General features: G+C 33.8%; 3 protein-coding genes. All 3 read left to right on the plus strand.

Translation table 11 applies throughout. The annotated features are described in order from the left end of the window. On the plus strand, positions 1-888 hold an 888-nt coding region (locus ACJML3_RS03600), incomplete at its 5' end, for a type I restriction endonuclease subunit R, EcoR124 family (protein ID WP_406020696.1). Between the two features lie 64 nt (positions 889-952). Further along, positions 953-1,741: an SEL1-like repeat protein gene (locus ACJML3_RS03605; RefSeq protein ID WP_406020698.1), complete on the plus strand. Its 789-nt coding sequence runs from the start codon at positions 953-955 to the stop codon at positions 1,739-1,741. A gap of 26 nt (positions 1,742-1,767) precedes the next feature. Continuing rightward, positions 1,768-2,712 carry a tetratricopeptide repeat protein gene (locus tag ACJML3_RS03610; protein WP_406020699.1) on the plus strand — a complete coding sequence of 315 codons (945 nt, stop codon included), beginning with the start codon at positions 1,768-1,770 and terminating at the stop codon, positions 2,710-2,712. Positions 2,713-2,961: the final 249 nt, after the last annotated feature.

Here is a 2,961-nt window from a genome sequence, read left to right on the forward strand (position 1 = left end):
TCAGGAGAACAACTATCTGGTGATAAACCATATGAATTACCAACCTGGGAACAGGCAGTAGCAGACTTTAAAGCGAAATTAGCACTTATAAGAACTATTGCACCAACACCTGACGATGTACCTAATTTGGCAAAAGAAGAAAAGAAGTTATTTGTTAAAGCTTTCCAAAAATATGATGCAAGTAAATATCAGCTAACAGGCTTTAGTAACTTCTGCGAGCACACTTTAGATGATTTTGGAATTTCTGAAGAGGAAAATGCCAAATACTATGCCATGTATCTAAATGCAAAAGAAGAAATTAAAGATGGTGGTGATGATAACGGAAACGGTAATGGTGATGATCCAGTCGATCCTCCGATTGATCCTGATCAAGAACTTGTATCTTTTGGCTCCTTTACTATCAACTATAGTTATATTATTAAACTTATTCAGGAACTATGCTCTAACGATAATGAAGAGTTTAGAAAGCAACTCATGAAGCAAATTGGAGACTATATCGAAGAGTTAAGTGCAAGAACTCCAAAGATTGGTCAGTTGCTTAATGACTTATGGTTAAAAATTAAAGCAGATCCTGAAAAGTACAAGCAGGAGAAAATCTCAGCTCTGTTTGAGAATATGAAGAAAGCTGCTATTCAAAAGCTAATAGAAGATTTTTGCGCTAAATGGTACTTAGATGATCCTAAAGCAATGAAGACCATTTACTATTCTTCATGTGATTACAAAGGTGATGATGTTATTCCTAATCTAAATGAAATTCAGGACAACTGTAATTTTAAGAGGTACAAGGAAGAAGCTGAAAAGCCTTTGTTGAAGTTTGCGTTCTATAACAAGCTTAAAGAAGCTTTAATTGACACTTTCAAAAATGATATTTTACCATTAAAGGAATAAGTCAAAGTAAGGAGTGGGCTTAGGTTCACTCCTATTAGTTAATAACTACTATCTATAGAATACTATGAACAAAAAACTATTTGGTGTGAGTTTTGCTCAAAAGAAATACGATTTGGCTTTAAAGTATTGTCAACCAGCTGCAGAACAAGGTGATCCTGAAGCTCAATATTATTTAGGTCTAATGTATAACAAAGGATTCGGTCTTAAACAAGATTATACCGAAGCTATGAAATGGTATCTCAAAGCAGCAGAGCAAGATAATAAAGATGCTCTTTGTAGCTTAGCTAACATGTACTTAGAAGGCGAAGGTGTAAAGCAAGATTATACTGAAGCCAGAAATTATTTTATCAAAGCGGCCAACCTGGGAGATGCAGCAGCTCAATATAATTTAGGAGTCATGTATTCTAGTGGCGACGGGACTAAAATAGATTATATAGAAGCTAAAAATTGGTTCTTAAAAGCAGCTGAACAAGGACAAGCTAAAGCTCAATTTAATTTAGGCGTTTTGTATTTTAACGGACAAGGGGTAAAGCAAGATTATTTTAAAGCAGTTGAGTGGCATCAAAAAGCTGCAGAACAAGGATATGCGGATGCTCAGTATAATTTAGCTAAAATTTATTATCTAGGCAAAGGTGTAAAGCAAGATTTTGTGAATGCAAAAAAATGGTTCGAAAAGGCAGCTAAGCAAGGTCATGCTGAAGCACAATGTTGTTTAGCAGGCTTATATATTCAAGGTCTTGGTGTTAAACAAGATTTAATGAATGCAAAAAAATGGCTCGAAAAAGCGGCTAAGCAAGATCATGCTGAGGCAAAAGCATTTTTATCTGATATAAATTCGATCTTTAAAAGTTAGACTTCAATAAACATTTGGAAAATACAATGATATTAAATAAATTTTCAAAGCTAGCAGGATTCTTATCTGTAGCAATTATTGGTTCAAGTTTATTAACATCTGGCTGTTCACTACTGGATAACCAACCTAAAGAGAAAACAGTTGAAGATAAAAGTAAAGAAGAAGATAGTTTAATTGCAAATATGGATAGTGCAACTGTATTTGAACGTTGCAACTTATATTATTCTTCAGAAAACTATACAGAGGCTTTTAAGTATTGTAAAAAATCAGCAGAAGAAGGAATTAAAGAAGCTCAATTTAATTTAGGTTATATGTACAATAAGGGCCAAGGTGTAAAGCAAGATTACTTTAAAGCATTTGAGTGGTATCAAAAGGTAGCTGAACAAGGAAATGCTTCTGCTCAATATAATTTAGGCATCATGTACGAAAACGGTCGAGGTGTAAAGCAAGATAATTTTAAAGCAGTTAAGTGGTATCAAAAAGCAGCTGAACAAGGATATGCTTCTGCTCAATGTAATTTAGGAAATATGAACAGGGAAGGAAAAGGTGTAAAGCAAGATTACTTTAAAGCATTTGAGTGGTATCAAAAAGCAGCTGAACAAGGAAATGATTCTGCTCAATATAATTTAGGTCTTATGTACGCTATCGGACTAGGTGTAAAGCAAGATTATTTTAAAGCAAAAGAGTGGTGGATAAAAGCAGCTGAACAAGGAGATGCTGCTGCTCAATATAATTTAGGTCTTATGTATTATAAAAGCCGTGGAGTAAAGCAAGATTACTTTAAAGCAGTTGAGTGGTGGCAAAAAGCAGCTGATCAAGGAGATGCTTCTGCTCAATATAATTTAGGCGTTATGTACCAATATGGTCAAGGTGTAAAACAAGATTATACTAAAGCAAAAGAGTATTTTGGTTTAGCTTGCGATAATAAAAAGCAAAAAGGTTGCGATATGTATAAAGAACTTAATCAATAGTTAAAAATCATATCACTTCTTGTATACATTCAAGAACGATATTTTACCGTTGAAAGAGTAAGTCAAAGTAAGGAGTGGGCTTAGGTTTCACTCCTATTAGGTATAAAACAAGTTTATCAATAATCGGAATTAAACCATGAAGGTATATAAATTTTCAAAGCTAGCAGGATTCTTATCTATAGCAATTATTGGTTCAAGTTTATTTACCACAGGCTGTTCACTTCTGAACATCCAACCTGAAGAAAAAAC

Source organism: Succinivibrio sp. (assembly GCF_045124615.1).
In the GTDB taxonomy this organism is placed as follows: domain Bacteria; phylum Pseudomonadota; class Gammaproteobacteria; order Enterobacterales; family Succinivibrionaceae; genus Succinivibrio; species Succinivibrio faecicola.